The sequence below is a fragment of the Bradyrhizobium sp. 521_C7_N1_3 genome (genome assembly GCF_052075975.1).
GTDB lineage: Bacteria > Pseudomonadota > Alphaproteobacteria > Rhizobiales > Xanthobacteraceae > Bradyrhizobium > Bradyrhizobium japonicum.
Genome location: NZ_CP197232.1, coordinates 6141718 through 6160320, shown reverse-complemented (window position 1 = coordinate 6160320; position 18603 = coordinate 6141718). Strand labels below are relative to the sequence as shown.

The 18603-nt window shown below is 64.8% G+C and carries 19 protein-coding genes; 10 read left to right on the top strand and 9 right to left on the bottom strand.

All coding sequences use genetic code 11. The annotated features are described in order from the left end of the window. Window positions 1-127: 127 nt before the first annotated feature. Window positions 128-598 (top strand): MarR family transcriptional regulator, encoded by a 471-nt coding sequence (locus AB7008_RS28710; RefSeq protein WP_304494216.1) that lies wholly within the window; start codon window positions 128-130, stop codon window positions 596-598. Here the strand turns inward: AB7008_RS28710 and AB7008_RS28705 are convergent. From AB7008_RS28705 to AB7008_RS28695, 3 genes are all read right to left on the bottom strand, one after another. Then, entirely contained in the window at window positions 573-1826 is a 1254-nt protein-coding gene (locus AB7008_RS28705) for an O-antigen ligase family protein (protein ID WP_304490059.1), read from the bottom strand. The two genes, AB7008_RS28710 and AB7008_RS28705, sit on opposite strands and share 26 nt — an antisense overlap. A gap of 161 nt (window positions 1827-1987) precedes the next feature. After that, the gene (locus AB7008_RS28700) at window positions 1988-3538 is read right to left on the bottom strand and encodes an undecaprenyl-phosphate glucose phosphotransferase (protein ID WP_304490058.1); all 1551 of its coding nucleotides are present in this window, start codon (window positions 3536-3538) and stop codon (window positions 1988-1990) included. Between the two features lie 120 nt (window positions 3539-3658). Continuing rightward, the gene (locus AB7008_RS28695; RefSeq protein ID WP_304494785.1) at window positions 3659-4792 is read right to left on the bottom strand and encodes a glycosyltransferase family 4 protein; all 1134 of its coding nucleotides are present in this window, start codon (window positions 4790-4792) and stop codon (window positions 3659-3661) included. A gap of 201 nt (window positions 4793-4993) precedes the next feature. Between AB7008_RS28695 and AB7008_RS28690 the strand changes: the two genes are divergently transcribed. Beyond that, window positions 4994-7270: a GumC family protein gene (locus tag AB7008_RS28690; RefSeq protein WP_441259887.1), complete on the top strand. Its 2277-nt coding sequence runs from the start codon at window positions 4994-4996 to the stop codon at window positions 7268-7270. Between the two features lie 313 nt (window positions 7271-7583). On the opposite strand, the gene AB7008_RS28685 is transcribed toward AB7008_RS28690, so the two are convergent. Then, window positions 7584-8765 (bottom strand): GNAT family N-acetyltransferase, encoded by a 1182-nt coding sequence (locus tag AB7008_RS28685; RefSeq protein WP_304490055.1) that lies wholly within the window; start codon window positions 8763-8765, stop codon window positions 7584-7586. Window positions 8766-8877: 112 nt separating this feature from the next. Between AB7008_RS28685 and AB7008_RS28680 the strand changes: the two genes are divergently transcribed. Continuing rightward, window positions 8878-9921 carry a polysaccharide deacetylase family protein gene (locus tag AB7008_RS28680; protein WP_304490054.1) on the top strand — a complete coding sequence of 348 codons (1044 nt, stop codon included), beginning with the start codon at window positions 8878-8880 and terminating at the stop codon, window positions 9919-9921. Here the strand turns inward: AB7008_RS28680 and AB7008_RS28675 are convergent. Continuing rightward, window positions 9918-10133 (bottom strand): DUF2842 domain-containing protein, encoded by a 216-nt coding sequence (locus tag AB7008_RS28675; RefSeq protein ID WP_014494810.1) that lies wholly within the window; start codon window positions 10131-10133, stop codon window positions 9918-9920. The genes AB7008_RS28680 and AB7008_RS28675 overlap by 4 nt on opposite strands. A gap of 110 nt (window positions 10134-10243) precedes the next feature. Here AB7008_RS28675 and AB7008_RS28670 point away from each other — a divergent pair, with 110 nt between their 5' ends. Further along, complete coding sequence (locus tag AB7008_RS28670) at window positions 10244-11320, top strand: COX15/CtaA family protein (protein ID WP_441259886.1); 1077 nt, start codon at window positions 10244-10246, stop codon at window positions 11318-11320. Window positions 11321-11325: 5 nt separating this feature from the next. Here AB7008_RS28670 and AB7008_RS28665 read toward each other — a convergent pair whose 3' ends face one another. The 4 genes from AB7008_RS28665 to AB7008_RS28650 all read right to left on the bottom strand — a co-directional run bounded on the left by AB7008_RS28665 (window position 11326) and on the right by AB7008_RS28650 (window position 14790). Further along, the gene (locus tag AB7008_RS28665; RefSeq protein WP_028155902.1) at window positions 11326-11670 is read right to left on the bottom strand and encodes a hypothetical protein; all 345 of its coding nucleotides are present in this window, start codon (window positions 11668-11670) and stop codon (window positions 11326-11328) included. Between the two features lie 181 nt (window positions 11671-11851). Continuing rightward, window positions 11852-13132: an O-acetylhomoserine aminocarboxypropyltransferase gene (locus AB7008_RS28660; protein WP_441259885.1), complete on the bottom strand. Its 1281-nt coding sequence runs from the start codon at window positions 13130-13132 to the stop codon at window positions 11852-11854. 137 nt (window positions 13133-13269) lie between these two features. Continuing rightward, window positions 13270-13854, bottom strand: a complete 585-nt coding sequence (locus AB7008_RS28655; protein ID WP_441259884.1) for a CoA-binding protein — start codon at window positions 13852-13854, stop codon at window positions 13270-13272. Window positions 13855-13965: 111 nt separating this feature from the next. Then, window positions 13966-14790 carry an enoyl-CoA hydratase gene (locus tag AB7008_RS28650; RefSeq protein ID WP_041959520.1) on the bottom strand — a complete coding sequence of 275 codons (825 nt, stop codon included), beginning with the start codon at window positions 14788-14790 and terminating at the stop codon, window positions 13966-13968. Window positions 14791-14876: 86 nt separating this feature from the next. Between AB7008_RS28650 and AB7008_RS28645 the strand changes: the two genes are divergently transcribed. From AB7008_RS28645 to AB7008_RS28620, 6 genes are all read left to right on the top strand, one after another. After that, on the top strand, window positions 14877-15305 hold the full coding sequence (locus AB7008_RS28645) for a PaaI family thioesterase (protein WP_028155906.1): 429 nt from the start codon (window positions 14877-14879) through the stop codon (window positions 15303-15305). Between the two features lie 158 nt (window positions 15306-15463). After that, window positions 15464-15928, top strand: a complete 465-nt coding sequence (rplM, locus tag AB7008_RS28640; RefSeq protein ID WP_008137961.1) for a 50S ribosomal protein L13 — start codon at window positions 15464-15466, stop codon at window positions 15926-15928. A 1-nt stretch (window position 15929) separates the two neighbouring features. After that, window positions 15930-16409, top strand: coding sequence for a 30S ribosomal protein S9 (rpsI, locus tag AB7008_RS28635; protein WP_007611021.1), 480 nt, complete (start codon window positions 15930-15932; stop codon window positions 16407-16409). A 229-nt stretch (window positions 16410-16638) separates the two neighbouring features. Then, window positions 16639-17859, top strand: a complete 1221-nt coding sequence (locus tag AB7008_RS28630) for a GGDEF domain-containing protein (protein WP_028155907.1) — start codon at window positions 16639-16641, stop codon at window positions 17857-17859. A gap of 58 nt (window positions 17860-17917) precedes the next feature. Further along, the gene (locus AB7008_RS28625) at window positions 17918-18154 is read left to right on the top strand and encodes a hypothetical protein (RefSeq protein ID WP_441259883.1); all 237 of its coding nucleotides are present in this window, start codon (window positions 17918-17920) and stop codon (window positions 18152-18154) included. Window positions 18155-18252: 98 nt separating this feature from the next. After that, a complete protein-coding gene (locus tag AB7008_RS28620; protein WP_014494819.1) occupies window positions 18253-18549 on the top strand; it encodes an antibiotic biosynthesis monooxygenase family protein in 297 nt (98 codons plus the stop codon). The last annotated feature ends 54 nt before the right edge of the window (window positions 18550-18603 follow it).

Genomic DNA, 18603 nt, shown 5'->3' with positions numbered 1-18603 from the left:
CGTGGTGCTAGGAAAATTACGATTGCTAAATCTCTTAGCTACTAAGATATATATCGAGTAAGATAAGGAGCCGACCTTGTCAAGGACGAAGGCGCGCGCGGCGCTGTTGCAGGAGCTCGAAGAGGCGATGCGGCGGTCGTCCGCGCAGGGCGTGCTCTATGGCCAAACGGTTGCGAATGTTGCCGGAATTGCCAATTCCGACCTCGAATGCATGGACATCCTCTATCTGGAGGGCCGCGTCACTGCGGGCCGGCTCGCCGAGGTCACGGGGCTGACGACGGGCGCCATCACCGGCGTCGTGGACCGACTCGAGAGGGCCGGGCTGGTGCGCCGCGAACGGGACGAGAAAGACCGCCGCAAGGTCTTCATTTCCGTCGTGCCCGAGACGGCGATGAAGATCGGCCAGCTCTACGTGCCGATGCAGCAAGCGATGGAGAAGGTGTTTGGCGCCTATTCCGACGAAGAGCTGCGCCTGCTGCTGCGCTTCGCGACCGAGGGCTACAAGGGCGTGCTCGCGGCAACCGAGGCGCTGAAGGGCCTGCTCGACACGCCGCCGGAAAAGCGCCCCGATCTCAAGCTGAAGAAACTTCGTCGCTAGTCTTCTTATAGACCTGCGCAGCCGCGATCATGCCCCACATCGCGCCCAGCATCATCCAGAAGTGGCGCCAGTGGTCGGTGTCGATCACAAAACTCTCGCCGACAGTACCGACGAAGGCGGAGAAGATCGCGAGATAAGCGCGCTGCCAGGGCACACGGACGAAGATGTGCCGGAAGCCCATAATCACCGTGGTGAAGACCAGCGCGGGGTAGCACACGCCGGACAGCCAGCCGCCGGACATGAAGGCGTTGAGATAGGAGTTGTGGGTGTCCTCGGGGAAGTAGCGGTGGAATTGCAGGGGGCCGATGCCGAACGGCAGGTCGAGCGCCATCTCTGCGCCGAGGATGTGTCGGCCGAACCGGCCGAAGCGGCCTTCGTCATAGCTCTGGTCGAAGCTCGCGCGCTGCCTGAACATCTCGGCGGTGGAATCGAACGACAGCAGCACCGCGATCAGCGCGAGGCCCAGCACCGCGGCGACGATCGCCATGACGACGATGCGTGAGCGCTGCGCGTTGGTGCGGCTGGTCAGCACCATCAGCGCCAGCATGAAGGCGGAGGTCAGCACCAATCCGCCCCAGGCGGCACGGGAGAACGCGAGCAGGATCGCCAGCGACATGATGCCGAAGGCGATCACGTTGCGGAACGCCTTGGCCAACTTGTCGGAGACCACGCTCTGGAGCGCGAATAGCGCCGGCAGGATCAGGAAGGCGCCGAGCACGTTCGGGTCCTTGAACGTGCCGCGCGCGCGCCCGTAGAGGGTGAGGAGATCGTCTCCGCCGGGAACCAGATGGAAGTAGCCGGCGACCGCAGACAGCGAGGCTACCATCGCGCCGACCACGAGGCCGCGGCGGAGCATGTCGAGCCGGGCCGCGGTGTCTTCCGAGGTGACCATCGCGAAGAACACGACGGTGACCGCCATGTACCAGGAGGTCGCGATCCAGCTCGCCACCTCGGACTGTTCGAACAGCGGGACCGCGCTGATCGTGTAGCCGACATTGAGCAGGACCAGCATCAGGATCAGTGGCATCAGCACGAGCCGCAGGCGCAGGCCGGTCGCGAAGAAGGCGACGGCAGCCAGCAGCGTCACGATCTCGTAGGGGCTCGGCTCGATAAAGACGATGGCGCCGGAGGCGCCGACCAGCCACACCAGCGCGCGCTGGATGGCCAGCACGCCGGGCGCAGCCGGTGCGGCTAATTTCACTCCACCGGCTGTCGCCGCATACGCCATCACATGCTCATACGCTTACGCAACTTGTACGCCACAAACACGGCGATCATCGCCCGGCTTGACCGGGCGATCCAGTACTCCGCGGCGCCTATTGCGGAAACGGCTGACGCCGCGGAGTACTGGATGCCCCGCCTTCGCGGGGCATGACGGAAGGACAAAACTCAATACGCGTTCTCGTTCTTGGTCAGCAGCGAGACCGGCGTCTTCAGGAGAATGACGAGGTCGAACAGCACCGACCAGTTCTCGATGTAGTAGAGGTCGAATTCGACGCGCTTCTGGATCTTCTCTTCATTGTCGATCTCGCCGCGCCAGCCGTTGATCTGGGCCCAGCCGGTGATGCCGGGCTTGACGCGGTGACGAGCGAAATAGCCGTCGACGGCTTCGTCGAACAGGCGGCTCTGAAGCTTGCCCTGCACCGCATGCGGACGCGGGCCGACCAGGGACAAATTGCCCGAGAACACCACGTTGAAGAGCTGCGGCAGCTCGTCGAGGCTGGTCTTGCGGATGAAGCGGCCGACGCGGGTGACGCGCGGATCGTTCTTGGTCACGACCTTGGAGGCGGTCGGGTCGGCCTGATGGTGGTACATCGAGCGGAATTTGTAGACGTCGATACGCTCGTTGTTGAAGCCGAAGCGCTTCTGACGGAACAGCGCCGGGCCGGGGCTGTCGAGCTTCACCGCCAGCGCCACCAGTCCCATCACCGGCAGGGCTGCGAGCAGCGCGAGGCCGCCGACGATGCGGTCGAACAGCCACTTCATCACCAGGTCCCAGTCGGTGATCGGCGCCTCGAACACGTCGAGCGTCGGCACCTCGCCGAGATAGGAATAGGAGCGGGGACGGAAACGCAGCTTGTTGGTGTGCGCGGAGAGCCGGATGTCGACCGGCAGGACCCAGAGCTTCTTCAGCATCTCCAGGATGCGCGTCTCCGCCGAGATCGGCAGCGCGAACAGCACGAGGTCGACGCGGGTGCGGCGGGCGAATTCGACGATGTCGTCGACCTTGCCGAGCTTGCGCGCGCCGGCGCAGGTGTCGAGCGCGCGACTGTCGTTGCGGTCGTCGAACACGCCGAGCACGTGGATGTCGGAATCCTCCTGGGCATTCAGCGCCTCGACCAGTTGCTCGCCGTTGCTGTCGGAGCCGACGACGATGGTGCGGCGGTCGAGCCGGCCCTGGCGTGCCCAGGCGCGCACCAGCGAGCGCAGCACCAGACGTTGGGAGATGAGCGCGGCGAGCCCGAGGAAGTAGAAGGCGGCGAGCCACAGCCGCGACATTTCGCTGCCGAACTTGGCGAAGAAGGATACGCCGATGAACAGCAAGAAGACGAACGACCAGGAGGAGATCATCCGCGTCATCTGCCGGAGCTGGCCGCGGAACAGCTGGACCTGATAGATGTCGGCGGCCTGGAAGCAGACCACGGCGGCGACCGCGACGGCGATGATCTCTGCGGGATAAACCCAGCTGAAGGAGCCGGCGAGCGGCATGACATAGCCGACATAGAGCGCGATGCCGACGAGGCTCAGCAGCGCGAAATCGGCCAAGCGGACGAATCCGGTGATCACGATCGGCGAATAGGCGCGGGCGACCTTCTGGTTGACGACTTGGAGCGCGGCGGGCGAGAGCCGGCGACGGCGTTCCACAAAGGGTTGATCAGCCGGCTTCGTCGCGGCGCTTGTGGCGGCGTCGAGCATCGAGCGTGCGTTGAGCGGTTCCACGGGCGTCCACGTCCATTCCAAAAAACCCGCGGGTCGCAGCGTTGCGCCCCGGGCGAGCATCCCCTGGCACGTCGATTATCGGACAAATCGGAAGATTCTCTAAAGCGGTCTTAAGGATGGTTAATGATTGGCAAATGCGTCGCGATAACCCGCGAGCACGCCGTCAACCATCGCCTGCTGGGAGAAATGCGCGGAGATGCGCTCGCGCAGGGCGGATGCGCGCTGCGAGGTCGCCTGCGGATCGTCGAGGGCGGCCGCGATCGCTTCCGCCATGGCCTCGGCGTTGCTCGCCGCAAACAGCGCCGGGCTGTCAGGCCCGAAGATCTCGGGGATGCCGCCGACGCGGGCCGCGATCATGGGAACGCCGGCCGCACCGGCCTCGATCACGACATAGGGCATGGAATCGCCGCGCGAGGGCACGACCAGAAGCCGCCCCTTGGAGAATCCGTAGCGCGCCTTGACGTGACCGATGAAGCGGATGGCGTTGGAGAGACCGAGCTTCTCGACCTGCGCCTTCAGCGCCGCAGTCTCCTCGCCGTCGCCGCCGAGCGTGAGCGTGACCTTCTTGCCGCCCTCGTGCAGGCGCGCCACCGCATCGACCAGCAAATCCGCGCCCTTGATGTGCCTGAACTCGCCGACATAGGCGAGATCGGTGGCATCGTCGGCGATGCCAACAGGTTCGAACTCTTCCGGCGTCACGCCATTGAAGACGCAATGCACCACGCCCTTGGGCGTGCCGACGATGCGCTGATAGGTGTCGCGCGCAAACGCGCTCTCGAACAGGAACAGGTCCGTCGCGTCCATCAGCGTGCGTTCGAGCCGCGCGTAAAACTCGCCCTTGAAGGTGTTGAGGGGATAGTGCAGCGAGCCGCCATGCGGAGTATAGATGCGGATGGTGTCGTCGGATCGCCGCCGCATGCGGACGAAGGCGCCGGCCTTGGCTCCGTGGCCGTGCGTGACGTCGGGCTTGAGCGCGGCGATCAGGCGCCGCATCCGCAGCCACACCAGAAAATCGTCAGGCGACGGTTCGCGGCGGATCGCCAGCCGGTGCACGCCGAGCTTCAACCGCGGTGCGAGCTCGGCCAGCGCCTTCTCCGCGCGCTCGCCGCCGGTGAGGCTGTCGGCGAGAATCCCGACGTGATGACCGCGATCGACCTGACCGTTGGCGAGATCGAGGATGTGGCGGAAGATGCCGCCCACGGGAGCGCGCACGGCGTGCAGGATGCGGAGCGGCCGGTCGGGAGAGGGGGGCATGATCAGAACCAGCGCTCGACGGCGAATGCTCGAACAATTCTCGAAATATCGAGATGGATTAAGAGCCCTCGTGGTTAACAAACGGTGTCGGCGCCGTGCGCGCCGGTCGCGGCAGGGCGCGATTAACCCAGCAGCAACCTTAATGGAGTGTAATCGCCCCGGTTGAGGTAGAGTCGCAGCGTTTCCCTGCGGGAGTGTTCGATGCGTTTAGCGTTCTGGCGTGCCGGCAAGGACAAGGCGGTGGTCGAGCGGGCTATTTCGAAGCCCAAGACCGAAGCCAAATCGACCGAAGCCGCGCGAAAGATTGAAGCAGAGCCTGCGCCCGTTGCTGCGAAGCAGGCACAAGCCGAATCCGGCGACATCGATTTGCACGCGCTCGGCGCGGTGCTCGCCCGCAAGCGCGGCTGGATCATCGTGCCGACGGTGCTGGCGCTTGTCGCGTCGATCGCCGCCGTCAATCTCGTCACCCCGCGTTACAAGTCGGAATCCCGCATCCTGATCGACGGCCGCGAGAACGTGTTCCTGCGGCCGAGCAGCGACCGCAGCACCGAAGAGCGGCAGTCGCTCGATCCCGAGGCGGTGACTAGCCAGGTGCAGCTCGTGCTGTCGCGCGATCTCGCGCGCGAGATCATCAAGAAGAACAAGCTCGCGGAGCGCCCCGAATTCGATCCGGTACTGCAAGGCATTTCGCCGCTGAAGTCGCTCGCGGCGCTGATCGGCATCGGCCGCGATCCGTTCTCGATGACGCCGGAAGAGCGGGTGCTGGATGCCTATTACGAGCGGCTCCAGGCCTACGCCGTCGACAAGTCGCGCGTGATCGTGGTCGAATTCCAGTCTGCGGATCCCGACCTTGCCGCGCGCGTCGCCAATTCGATCGCCGACGGCTATCTCGTGCTCCAGCAGAATGCGCGCCAGGACCAGGCCCGCAGCGCCAGCCAGTGGCTTTCGGGCGAAATCGAAAATCTGCGCAAGAAAGTTTCCGACGCCGAAGCCAAGGTCGAGGACTTCCGTTCCAAGTCGTCGCTGTTCGTCGGCACCAACAATACCACGCTCTCGAACCAGCAGATGGGCGAGGTCAATACCCAGCTCAACAACGCACGCTCGATGAAGGCGGATGCTGAATCCAGGGCGCGGCTGATCAAAGAGATGCTCCAGAGCGGCAAGCCGATCGAAGCGTCCGAGGTGGTGAACTCCGAGCTGATGCGGCGGCTGTCTGAGCAGCGGGTGACGTTGCGGGCGCAGCTTGCCGAACAGTCATCGACGCTGCTCGGCAATCACCCGCGGATCAAGGAGCTGAAGGCGCAGCTTGGCGACCTCGACAACCAAATTCGCGACGAAGCGGCCAAGATCTCGCGCTCGCTCGAAAGCGATGCGCGGATTGCCAGTGGCCGGGTCGACGGCCTGACGGCGAGCCTCGAGCAGCTCAAGAAGCAGGCAACCTCGACCAACGGTCAGGACGTCCAGCTCCGCGCGCTCGAGCGCGAAGCCAAGGCCCAGCGCGACCTGCTCGAGACGTATCTTGGGAAGTATCGCGAGGCCAGCACCCGCGAGAGCATCGATACAGCGCCGGCGGAAGGCCGAATCATCTCGCGCGCCATCGTCTCGAATACACCGGCCTATCCGAAGAAGCTGCCGATCGTGCTGATCGCGACGATCGCGACGCTGCTGCTCTCGTCCGGCGTCGTCGTCACCGGCGAGCTGCTGCGCCAGACCGCGCCGCGCGCGGTGGCCGTGTTCACGCCGGCGCAGGCGCCGGTGCGCCAAGAGCCGGTAGTCGAGCCGATGGTCCAGCCGGTGGCCGAACCGATGCTCGATCCGGTTGTGGAGGACCTTGCGCCGCTTCAGCCCGAGATGACGGCCGATGCCGACGTCACTGAATTCGCCGAGATCGAGCATCTCGCCGACAGCCTGCGCACTGCGGGACCGGCGGCGAAGAAGGTCACGGTGCTCGGCACCGCGGCCGGCGAAGCCATCACGCTGTCGACGCTGACGCTGGCCCGGCACCTGGCGCGCGATGCGCGCGTCGTTGTGGTCGATCTCGCCGCATCCTCGCCGACCATCGCCGCGGTGTCCGTCGATGCTTCGGCTCCCGGCCTCGCCGAGCTGATGCAGGGCGAGGCCTCATTCGCGCAAATCATCACCCGGGACAAGCTCTCGCGGCTGCATCTGGTCATGGCCGGCCGTCACGGCTTCGACCGCAGCCTGCTGCAATCGCCACGGGTGACGCTCGCGATCGATGCGCTGCTCCGCGCCTACGACCACGTGCTGGTGGACGCCGGCAGCGCCTCGGACCTTCCGGCGGAACTCTTGACGGCGCATGCCCGCGCCGTCGTGGTGCCCGATGCCTCGATGGCGCCGGATGCTCGCGCGCTGATGTGCGAGCAGCTGAAGGCGGTCGGCTTCAGCGAGGTGACGATGCTGAGCAGGCCGGTGCAGCCGTCGAATGCGGTGGAGACGCCGCGGGTCGTGGCGGCGTAGCTTTTCGTCCCTCTCCCCTTGTGGGAGAGGGTGGCTCGCCGCAAAGCGGCGAGACGGGTGAGGCGTATCTCTCCGCGAGTCCTGAATCGTAGGGTGGGCAAAGGCGCGCTTGCGCCGTGCCCACCATCGATCCAACACCACAGTAGAAGCGGTGGGCACGCTTCGCTTTGCCCACCCTACGATACTGAGTTCGAGGAAAAATACCCCTCATCCGGCGCCATAGCCGAAGCTTCGCTTCGTCGTTCTTAAGAACGGCGGCCGAAGGCCGCCTATGCCACCTTCTCCCACAAGGGGAGAAGGGAAGGGCATCTCGCTACACGAACGCCTGCCGCAGCCGCCGCGCCAGATCGAACAACATCTGGTTCTGCTTCACCAGCCGTTTGCCGTGGCTCAGCGAGGACATCGCCATCGCCGCGAGTTTTCCGCGCGCGGTCAGGGGCACGAAGCTGTCGAAAATGTCGTCATCGTCCTTGCAGAACATGCGCTTGTAATCGTCCGAGCCGATGCCGAGATCGAGCGAGCGGTAGCCGCGTTCGGCGTAGCGGTCGATGATGTAGCGCATCAGGATCAGCCCGGGGCTGTAGCGGGCGTGCTCGGACATCGTGTAGGTGTTGAACATCATCGAGAAGCGCTGGCCGTCGGCGACGCCGGCGAAGATCGCGATCACCTCGTCGTCGCATTCGAGCGCATGAATGTCGATGACGCGGCCTTCGCCGCGCGGCGACAGGCATGCGCTGCGGATGAACGCTTCTACGCCGGGCTCGGCAAAGACGTTGGGCAGTTTCTGTTCGGCCATCCGCGCCGGCTTGACCCGGAAGAACCAGTCGAGCAGGCGGGTGACGTCCGCATCCGTGGTGGCGAGGTGATAACGATAGCCGGCAAGCGCCTGGAGCTTCTTTTCCTTGCTCTTGAGGCGGCGGCGGAACGAGTTGCTGATCCGCGATGCGGGCGGCCCGCCCGGCTCCATCGCCAGGAGGGGGCAGCCGTTGATCGCACTCTGCCGCGGCAGCTGCGCGAACGGGTTGTGCTGGTCGTGCCAGCGCAGCGGCTGCTGTGTCAGCGCGAGCACGTCGGCATGCTCGCGCAGTGTCTCAAGCAGCGCGTCGAGATCGGCGATAGCGACCTGGGCTGCGAACTCGGCGTTCCACAGGCCCATGTTGAAGGTCGTGTGCTTGCCACCCATGAAGCAGGCCGTGCGCACGCCGTGGCCTTGCCGCAGCGAGAGCGGCAGCAGCAGGAGCGGCTGGCGCTCGGTGTCGCGGGCAATGACGATGAAGGGGCTGGCGCCTTCGTGGCTGCCGACCAGCTGCTGCCATGGGCTGAGCAGGTCGAAGCGCTGGTAGGGCGTGAAGAGGTGGCCGCTCTCCTCGAACGCGCGCCAGACCGTCTCGGCCTCGGCCAGATCGGTGACGATATCGACATGCGCGATACGGCTCGCTTTCGACCGCGCTGGCGATTCTGCCGTCCGGCTTTGCATCGCCGCAGCCATGGTCATTCACGAAACCTGTCGAGAAACGAAAAATTTGCGTATTTCGGCCTGTGGCCGACCTTTGCAAAGAAATGTCAACAAAGGGTAATGACAATCAGGCGAACGCGAAGGTGGGATATTGGCATCCGACGACAGATGGCTGGAGCGGTTGCGGCTCGAGCTGGCCTGGTTCACCGGTCAGGCTGTGCTGCGCAGCCGCGGCGCCGGCGCGATCCTGCGGTTTCGGCACGTGCGGCCGCGGCGGCGCAGCGCGTTTCAGCCGCTGCGCGAAAGCGAGATCAGTCCGCAATTCCTCGATCGCGCCATTGGTGCGCTGAAGCAGTGGGGATATGACTTCCTCGGCATGGACGATGTCTGCCGCCGCGCGGTGACGCTGCCGGAGAAGCGGCGCTTCGTGGCGCTCACCTTCGACGGCGCCAACAAGGACCTGATCAGCTTCGCCTATCCGGTGCTGGTGCGCCACGCCGTGCCGTTCACGATCTATGTGCCCACCGCGTTTCCCGATGGAGTCGGAGAGGCCTGGTGGCTCGGGCTCGAGCGGATAATCGCGCGCGAGAGCCGCATCAACCTGATGATGGGCGAGAAAGAGCAGCGCTTCACCGTCACAGGGAACGCCGAGAAGCAGGCGCTGTTTTCGTTCGTCGAGAGCTGGCTGCGCTCGTTGCCGCCGGCGGATGTGTCGGCTGCGATCGCCGATCTCTGCGCGCGCTACCGGATCGACCTCGCTGCGCTCTCGCGCGAAGCGTCGATGGATTGGGAGGATCTGGCAAGGCTTGCGGCGGATCCGCTGGTCACGGTCGGCAGCGCGACCGTGAACTATCCCGTGCTCGCCAACATGAAGGACGCGGCCGCGTTGCGCGAGTTGGCGATGGGCAAGGCGGTCGCGGAAGCGGCCTTCGACCGCGAGATCAGGCATCTGGCCTTTCCGTTCGGCGATCGCTCGTCTTTCCGGCGCAGCCACGTCGTCATGGCGGAGGAGGCCGGCTTTGCCAGCGCCGTTTCGGCCATCCCGGGCATCGTGGATGCGGAGGGGCGCACCAATCTGCGCGCACTGCCGCGGATTTCCTGGGACGGCCGGATAAGATCACTGCGCATGCTGCGCGTGCTGGTGTCCGGTGTTGCTTTCGCGCCGGTGAAACCGACCGGCAGCGTTACGAATTAAGATTTGACCCGATCCGGCCGCTGCATCCAGCTCACGATCGGCATCGCCGGCAGCACCCAGCCCATGCCGACCACCACGTAGTAGATCGCCTGCCGCCAGCCGGATTCGGCGATCCACGGCATCTGCGCCAGCGCCATGCCGAGCAGGGCCCAGACGGTGGCCAGCACCAGGAGCAGGATGGCGCCGAGGAACTTGCGGGTGCGGATCGTCATGGCGGAATGCTGCGGCCTTCGCGTAACTTGCGCTGCGGGAGCGGGGGACTATAAGGGGCACGCAGTCCGGTTCAAGTCTCTTTGCAACAAGGCTTGGTTTTGCCCCTGAAATGACGACGATTTTCGCTCCGACCAACCCGCATCGCGCCGTGCGCTGGTGGTTGATTTCCGTGGCCGCCCTGATCGCGCTGATGGTGCTGGTCGGTGGCGCGACGCGGCTGACGGAATCCGGCCTCTCGATCGTCGAATGGAAGCCGGTCACGGGCAGCGTGCCGCCGCTGTCGGAGGCGCAGTGGACCGAGGCGTTCGAGGCCTACAAGAAGATTCCGCAATATCGCGAGCTCAATGCGGGCATGAGCCTGTCCGAGTTCAAGGAGATTTTCTGGTGGGAATGGAGCCACCGCTTTCTCGGCCGCTTCATCGGCGTGGCCTATCTCTTGCCGTTCCTGTTCTTCCTGTGGCGCGGCGGCCTGTCGGGTGAGTTGAAACGGCGGTTGTGGCTGCTGTTCGCGCTCGGCGGCCTCCAGGGCGCCGTCGGCTGGTGGATGGTGGCCTCGGGTCTCACCGAACGCGTCGAGGTTTCGCAATATAGGCTGGCGACGCATCTGGTGCTCGCGCTCCTGATCTTCGCCGGCATCGTCTGGACGGTCCGGCGGCTCAAGGAGCGGCCGCAGATCATTGCGCCCGCGCGGCTGAGGTTCACGAGCGTGCTGCTGCTCATCGTGACCTTCGTCCAGATCTATTTCGGCGCGCTGGTCGCGGGTCTGCGCGCCGGGCGTGCCTACAACACCTGGCCGCAGATCGACGGCGCGTTCATTCCCGCAGGCGACCGGCTCTGGTTCGAGACGCCGTGGTGGCGCAACATGTTCGACAACGTGCTGACGGTGCAGTTCGAGCACCGCATGACGGCCTATGCGCTGTTCGTGCTGGCGGCGCTGCATGCGCTCGATGCGGTGCGCTCGCGCACGGCGGCCGGCGGTGCGCTCTCGCTGTTCGCCGCGGTCAGCCTGCAGGCTGTGCTCGGGATCCTCACGCTGCTCAACCAGGTGCCGATCGATCTCGCGCTTTCGCACCAAGCGATTGCGATCGTGGTGCTCACGCTTGCAGTGATGCAGGTGGAGCGGCTGGCCTCGCGACAATCTGCACAGGCGCAGCCGCGCGCGGTTCCGGTCGGTCAGGCCGGCTGATCAGGTCAGCAATAGCCGTACACGCCGCAGGCGTAGGGCAGGCGCCAGAAATAGCCGACCTGCGGTCCGCCGTAGTATGGGCCTTGATAATCGTAATCCCAGGGGCGTCCGTAATAGCCCGGCAACGTGTTGGAGCCGGGCAGCAGCGGCGTGCCCGGCAGGTTTCGGATGTAGCTTCCGATGCCGTAGGCCGGCGAGATCAGCGCATCCGGATCCGTCTCGACGTAGACCCTCGGCGGCTCCTGCGGCGGCACGGCAGCGCGCCGTCTCGCTGTGGCCGGCAGATCGGCGGCAACGGCAGCTGAGACCGTCAGCATGGCGGCAAGGGCAGGTACCATCCAGCGCAGCATCGTCGGCTCCGAATCAAAGGGGCGATCCAAGGACGATGTATGCGGCAGATATGGTTAATGACTGTTAACTGACTGCGGCCAAAACCGCCGCCGTCATTCCGGGGCGGTCCGGCAGGACCGAACCCGGAATCTCGAGATTCCGGGTCTGGTCCTTCGGACCATCCCGGAATGACGATGGCAATTACGCCCCCAGCGCCTGCTCCAGATCGGCGATCAGATCTTCCTTGTCCTCGATGCCGATCGAGAGCCGCACCACGTCGGGGCCGGCGCCGGACTTCACCTTGGCGGCGTCGTCGAGCTGGCTGTGCGTGGTCGAGGCCGGGTGGATGACCAGCGAGCGGGTGTCGCCGACATTGGCCAGGTGCGAGAACAGTTGCAGCTTCGACACCAGGCTGACGCCGGCGTCATAGCCGCCCTTCAGGCTGAAGGTGAACACGGCGCCCGCGCCCTTCGGCGCGTATTTCCGCGCGAGCTGGTTGTACTTGTCGCTTGCCAAGCCCGCATAGCTCACCGAGGCCACCGCCGGATGCCCGGCGAGGAATTCGGCAACGGCCTTGGCGTTGTCGCAGTGCCTCTGCATGCGCAGCGGCAGCGTTTCGATGCCGGTCAGGATCATGAAGGCGTTGAACGGCGACAGCGCCGGTCCGAGGTCGCGCAGGCCCAGCACGCGGCAGGCGATCGCGAAAGCGAAATTGCCAAAGGTCTCCTGGAGGCGGATGCCGTGATATTCGGGCCGCGGCTCCGACAGCATCGGATATTTCCCGCCCGTGGACCAGTCGAACGTGCCGGCATCGACGATGATGCCGCCGAGCGAATTGCCGTGGCCGCCGAGGAATTTCGTCAGCGAGTGCACGACGATGTCGGCGCCATGGTCGATCGGGCGGATCAGGTAGGGCGAGGCCAGCGTGTTGTCGACGATCAGCGGCACGCCCGCCTTGCGCGCCACCGTCGAGATCGCCTCGATGTCGGTGATGCTGCCGCCGGGATTGGCGATGGACTCGATGAAGATGGCCTTCGTGCGCGGCGTCACCGCGCGCTCGAAGCTCGCGATGTCATCGGAATCGGCCCACACCACGTTCCAGCCGAAGCTCTTGAACGCATGCGTGAACTGGTTGATCGAGCCGCCATAAAGCTTGCGCGCGGCGATGAACTCGTCGCCGGGCTGGAGCAATTGCTGCAGCACCACGACCTGTGCGGCGTGTCCCGAGGCGACAGCAAGCGCGGCGGTGCCGCCTTCGAGTGCGGCAACACGCTCTTCCAGCACCGCGTTGGTGGGGTTGCCGATGCGGGTGTAGATGTTGCCGAATGCCTGCAGACCGAACAGCGAGGCGGCGTGGTCGGCGTCGTTGAAGACGAATGAGGTGGTTTGATAAATCGGGGTCGCGCGCGCACCGGTGGTGGGATCGGGCTGTGCTCCGGCATGCACGGCGAGGGTTGAAAATCCGGGAAGGCGATCGCTCATTGAGGCGTCCTGTTCTTGTGATCTGAAATCGCGCGGCATGCTGATCGGCGACGCGCCCGCCGTCAAGGCGCCGCGTCACATCGGAACGATCGTGCTACGCACTGTCGCGTGAGCGAAATGAATCCTTCGCGATGGCGTCAGCTTTGTTCGCTCTTGTTTTTGGCGGCGCGATCCGATGCCGCGGTGTCGCCGCCGCCGACACTCATCCGATTGAGGGATAGCCGCATGCCTTGCGTCGGCGCCGGCGGCCGTTTGGAGCTCAGGGTGCGTGAATTGACGCCCATCCAGGAAATCTCGGACGACAAGCGGCCATATTCGATCTTGGGGCAGCGGTTCATCACGACTTTGATACCGACCGATTCCGCTTTCGCGGCTGCCGCGTCGTCACGCGCGCCGAGCTGCATCCAGATCACCTTCGGCAGCGGATCGAGCGTGAGCGCTTCTTCGACAACCGGCATGATGTGGCTGGAGTTACGAAAGATGTCGATCATGTCGACGGGGCGCTCGATGTCGGAGAGCGAGGCGACAAACGGCTTTCCGAGCAGATCTTTGCCGACATGGCCGGGATTGACCGGGATCATGTCATAGCCGCGCTGTGCCAGATATTTGAACGCAAAATAGCTCGGCCGCACATTGACCGGCGAGGCGCCGACCATCGCGATCGACTTCACGCTGTTGAGGATGCCGCGGATGTAATTGTCTGGATAGGCGTCGTGGTTCATCTTTTTCTTTCGTTCGTCATTCCGGGGCGATGCGCAGCATCGAACCCGGAATCTCGAGATTCCGGGTTCGGCTCTACGAGCCGCCCCGGAATGACGGTGTAACAAATTCAGTCATTCATCCCGCCATGTCGGCGTGCGCTTCTCGATGAAGGCGCCGATGCCTTCCTCGGCGTCGCGCGCCATCATGTTCTCGGTCATCACCTCTGCCGCATAGCGATAGGCGTCCGCAAGGCTCATCTCGGCCTGGCGGTAGAACGCCTCCTTGCCGAGCTTGACGGTGTAGGCGGATTTCAGCGCGACCTGTTGCGCGAGCTCGATCGCGGCGCCGAGCTCGCTGCCGGCGGGCACGACGCGGTTGACGAGGCCGATCTCGCGGGCGCGATCGGCGGGGATCGGTTCGCCCGTCAGCAGCATCTCCATCGCCTGCTTGCGCGGCACGTTGCGCGACAGCGCCACCATCGGTGTCGAGCAGAACAGGCCGATGTCGACGCCGGGCGTGGCGAACTTCGCATCCTCCGAGGCGATTGCGAGATCGCAACTGGCGACGAGCTGGCAGCCGGCCGCGGTCGCGATGCCTTGGACGGCGGCGACCACGGGCTTCGGCAGGTGCACGACCGCCTGCATCATCGCGCAGCAGGCGGTCATCATCTCGGCAAAGAAGGCGCGGCCGCGATCCGGGTCAGTGCGGCGCGCGGTGAGCTCCTTCATGTCGTGGCCGGCGGAGAAGGCGGGGCCGTTGGCGGCAATGACGACGCCGCGCACCGCCTTGTCGTCGCGGATCTCGTTCAGCTCGGCATGCAAGGTCGCGATCATCGCGGCCGACAGGCTGTTGCGCGCGGCCGGACGGTTCAGCGTCAGGACCGCGATCGGCCCTAAGGTCTCGCGCAGCAGGATTGGCGGTTGCGGGGAGTGGGCGCGGGCGGCCTGGACGGACATTGACGCGATTTCCGCTGGATGATTGCAATTGGATGACGCAGATAACTTAATGTAACAGGGCCAGTGAAGCGAGGGTGGGGAACAGCATGGCGGCAGCGAAAATGAGCGTGGCGGAGGTCGAGCAGTTTCTCCGCGACGAGTTTCCCCAGGCCTTCAGCGGCGATGACATCACGATCGAGAGCGCCGACGGCCAGACCTGCCTTTTGCGCCAGCGCTACAGCGAAAGGATGCTGCGGCCGGGTGGAACCGTATCCGGCCCGACGCTGATGGCACTGGCCGATTTCGCGATGTACGTGGTGCTGCTGTCCGCGATCGGGCCGATCGGGCTCGCGGTCACCACCAATCTCAACATCAACTTCCTGCGCAAGGGCCAGCCCGGCCAGGATGTGCTGGCGGAGGCACGGCTGCTCAAGCTCGGCAAGCGCCTGGCGGTCGGTGAGGTGAAGCTGCTGTCCGGCACCTCGCCCGATCCGATCGCCCATGTCACCTCGACCTATTCCATTCCAAATGTTTGAGCTTTTTGCAGGTAATATAGCACCATAATTTTAAAATATTGATTTTGCTATTGTAATTCACGTTCTGGGGCATTGACCGTTGCGCGTCTCTTCTCTAGAAAACCGCCAGTCCGACGCGGTGTTCGCGTCGATGTCTCCCCGTCCACGGAAACTCCGATATGAAAACCTTTTCGGCAAAGCCGGCTGAGGTGACGAAGAAATGGGTACTGATCGACGCCAAGGGTCTGGTCGTCGGCCGTCTCGCCACCATCGTCGCCATGCGCCTGCGCGGCAAGCACCTCCCGACCTACACCCCGCACGTTGATTGCGGCGACAACGTCATCATCATCAACGCGCAGCATGCGGTTCTCACCGGTCGCAAGCGCGAGCAGAAGACCTACTACAAGCACACCGGTTACGTCGGCCACGTCAAGGAGCGCACCGCGCGCCAGATCCTTGAGGGCAAGCATCCCGAGCGCGTGCTCGAGAAGGCCGTCGAGCGCATGATCCCGCGTGGTCCGCTCGGTCGCGTCCAGATGGGCAACCTCCGCGTCTATGGCGGCGCCGATCATCCGCACGAGGCCCAGACGCCCGAGAAGATCGACATCGCCAAGTTGAACCGCAAGAACACGAGGGCCGCATAACATGGCCGAATCCATCCAGTCGCTCGACCAGCTCTCGCAGCTCAAGACGGCGGCGGCGCCCGACGCGCCCAAGCACGAGAAGAAGGTCGACAAGTTCAACCGCGCCTATGCCACCGGCAAGCGCAAGGACGCGGTCGCCCGTGTCTGGATCAAGCCGGGCGCCGGCAAGGTCACGGTCAACTCGCGTGAGGTCGAGGTCTATTTCGCCCGTCCCGTGCTGCGCATGATGATCGAGCAGCCGTTCTCCGTGGCCGCGCGTTCCGGCCAGTACGACGTGATCTGCACGGTCGCCGGCGGCGGTCTGTCCGGCCAGGCCGGTGCCGTCCGTCACGGCATCTCCAAGGCGCTCACCTATTTCGAGCCGGAGCTGCGCACCGTGCTCAAGAAGGGCGGCTTCCTCACCCGCGACTCCCGCGTGGTGGAGCGCAAGAAGTACGGCAAGGCCAAGGCCCGCCGGTCCTTCCAGTTCTCGAAGCGTTAATCGCTTCGGTCACATTCGCCGCGAAAGCGGCTTCAATGAGATGCAAAAGGGCGCTGATTTCAGCGCCCTTTTTGTTGTTCGTTTGTATGCAAATTGATGGCGTGTTTCAGGAAAACTTGGCCTCGCATGAAAACCTGAATGGAACTCGCGGGACATAGCGTCGCATCTGGAAGGGCGCGCAAGTCGGCTGGGCCGATCGCGTAACTGCTATGTCTAGAAGGGGGCCGACATGATGTCGCTCGATAGCATCACGCTCTATTTGGTCGCCACCATGGTTGCCGCACTGCTCGGCGCCATGATGGTGTTTTTCGGCAAGCAGGAAAACAGTCCTGCGCTGAAATGGTGGGGCACCGCGTATCTCCTGGGCGCGGCCTCGGTCGCGCTATGGACCGCGGCCGGCGACAAGCTTGGGCCGCACCTCTATCTCGCGTTAAACGCGGTCGGCTTCGTTGCCTGCGGCATGGTGTGGAATGCGGCGCGCGTCTTCCACGGCCGCAAGCCGAATTGGCCGGGCCTGCTCGTCGGCGCGCTCGCCTGGGTCGCCGCCGTCTCCCTGCTCGATCCTTCGGCCGCGATGCTGCGCATGATCGTCGGCGCCGGCATCGTCTCGGTCTATGCGGCACTGACCGCGAGCGAGCTCTGGGTCGAGCGGCGCAAGAGCCTGCAACGGCGCTGGCCGGCCTTCGTGGTGCCGGTGATGCACGGCTGCGTGCTGATGCTGCCGATCGTGCTCGGCAGCTTCCTGCGTCCGAACGATGCCGGCTTCTCCGGCAGCATCTGGGTCACGGTGTTTGCGGTCGAACTCATCCTCTATGCCGTCGGCACCGTGTTCGTGATCTTCATGCTGGTGTCGGAACGCACGGTGACGGCGCACCGGACCGCCGCGTCCACCGATCCCCTGACCGGCATGCTCAACCGCCGCGGCTTCTCGGAAGCCTGCGGGCGCGTGATCGAGCGTGAAGCCAAGGCCGGCCGTCCCGTGACCGTGATGATCTTCGACATCGACCACTTCAAGTCGATCAACGACCGCTTCGGCCATCCCGCCGGCGACGAGATGCTGAAACTGTTCTCGACCGTCGTCGTCAGCAACCTGCGCATGACCGACATGTCGGGCCGTATCGGCGGCGAGGAGTTCGCGGCGCTACTGCCGTGTTCGCTGGAGGAGGGCGTGCTGGTTGCCGAGCGCGTACGCGAGGCGTTCGAGACCTCCGGCGTCGTGGTCGACGAGGGCCCGGTGGACACCACCGTCAGCATCGGCGTCGCCGGCGGTCCGGCCGGCACCGAGCTGGAGGTGCTGCTGGCCTCGGCCGACACCGCGCTCTACCAGGCCAAGCGCGGTGGCCGTAACCGGGTCGAGGCGGCGGAGGAGCTGCCGCTGTCGCTGGAGAACTGGCGCCGCCAGAGCGCGGCGCGGGTCGGTGCGCCGCAGGCGCGTCCGGCCACCGTCTGAGCCGGAGCAAGGCTTGCGGTAATCCGCTGTTTACCATTCGATCCCTACCATTGCGGTCATGGAATCGATCCGTCGACAGAACCCGCAGGCTGCCCTGATGTCGCTCGAAGCCGCTGCGGCCTCCGCACGTGGCGGCTTCGCATGCGTGTTCTCCACTGCGGATGAATACGAGCGCGCGCTGATCACCGAGCGCCCCGCCCAGGGGCGCTACGCGCAAAGCCGTAGCTACTGGCCGCTCGCGCTGTTCATCGGTTGCGCGCTCATCGTGGTAGGCACCGCTCTGCTGTTCGCCTGAGAGCACGCATTTTTGACCGGTCAGGGCGCCGATTCGGTGCCTTTTTCTTCGCTGCGGTCTACGGTAGACACACCCATCAAACAAACAGGTGGAAACCGATGATCACCGAGATTGCGCAAATCGACGTCAAGCCGGGCAGCGAGAAGGACTTTGAGGCGGCCGTCGCCAAGGCCAAGGCCGCCTTCGGCAGCTCCAAGGGCTTTCACGGCTTCGAGCTGCACAAGTCGATCGAGAAGCCGCAGCGCTACCGGCTGATGGTGAAGTGGGCGACGCTGGAGAACCACACCGTCGATTTCCGCGGCTCGGAGAATTTCACCGAATGGCGCGGCCTCGTCGGCCAGTATTTTGCTTCGCCCCCGGAGGTCGAGCACACCGAGACCGTGCTGACGACCTGAGCGACTTCTCGACGCCTTACGCCGCCTCGGCGTCTGAGCATGATCCCTTCGGGT